The organism is Paraburkholderia sp. J63 (assembly GCF_905220245.1).
Classification (GTDB): domain Bacteria; phylum Pseudomonadota; class Gammaproteobacteria; order Burkholderiales; family Burkholderiaceae; genus Paraburkholderia.
On the sequence record NZ_CAJMZF010000135.1, the window covers coordinates 1 to 1,128 of the forward strand.

The 1,128-nt window shown below is 65.5% G+C and carries 1 protein-coding gene; it reads right to left on the reverse strand.

What is annotated here, in order from left to right:
- On the reverse strand, positions 1-1,128 hold a 1,128-nt coding region (gene glyA, locus U5775_RS38830), incomplete at both ends, for a serine hydroxymethyltransferase (protein ID WP_322063420.1).

The following is a 1,128-nucleotide window of genomic DNA, read 5'->3' on the forward strand; positions in this document are numbered from 1 at the left end:
GCGTCTTCCGGATTGTCGAGCACGTCGGCGATCAGGTTGCCCACCTGCTCGGCTTCCTTCACGCCGAAGCCGCGCGTCGTCATCGCCGGCGAGCCGAGGCGGATGCCGCTCGTCACGAACGGCTTTTCCGGATCGTTCGGAATCGCGTTCTTGTTCACGGTGATGTGCGCGGCGCCCAGCGCGGCCTCGGCGGCCTTGCCCGTGATCTTCTTCGCGCGCAGATCCACGAGCATCACATGGCTTTCCGTGCGGCCCGAAACGATGCGCAGGCCGCGCTTGACCAGCGTTTCGGCCAGCACGCGCGCGTTCTCGACCACGTGCTGCTGGTATTCCTTGAACGCTGGCGAGAGCGCTTCCTTGAACGCGACGGCCTTGCCCGCGATCACGTGCATGAGCGGGCCGCCCTGGATGCCGGGGAAAATCGCCGAGTTGATCGGCTTCTCGTACTCGGCCTTCATCAGGATCACGCCGCCGCGCGGGCCGCGCAGGCTCTTGTGCGTGGTCGTGGTGACGAAGTCGGCGTGCGGCACCGGATTCGGGTAGACGCCCGCGGCGATGAGGCCCGCGTAGTGCGCCATGTCGACCATCAGATACGCGCCCACGCCCTTCGCGATCTTCGCAAGACGCTCGAAGTCGATGCGCAGCGCGAACGCCGAGGCGCCCGCCACGATCAGCTTCGGCTTGTGTTCCTGAGCGAGCTTTTCGGCGGCGTCGTAGTCGATGTCTTCGGCTTCGTTGAGGCCGTAGCTCACGACGTTGAACCACTTGCCCGACATGTTGACGGGCGAGCCGTGCGTGAGGTGGCCGCCGTGCGCGAGGCTCATGCCCATGATGGTGTCGCCGGGCTTGAGCATGGCGAAGAACACGCCCTGGTTGGCCTGCGAGCCCGAGTTCGGCTGGACGTTGGCGGCATCGGCGCCGAACAGTTCCTTCACGCGGTCGATCGCGAGCTGCTCGACGAGATCGACGTATTCGCAGCCGCCGTAGTAGCGCTTGCCGGGATAGCCTTCGGCGTACTTGTTGGTGAGCTGCGAACCCTGCGCGGCCATGACCGCCGGAGATGTGTAGTTCTCCGACGCGATGAGTTCGATGTGCTCTTCCTGGCGGCGGTTCTCGAGTTCGATCGCC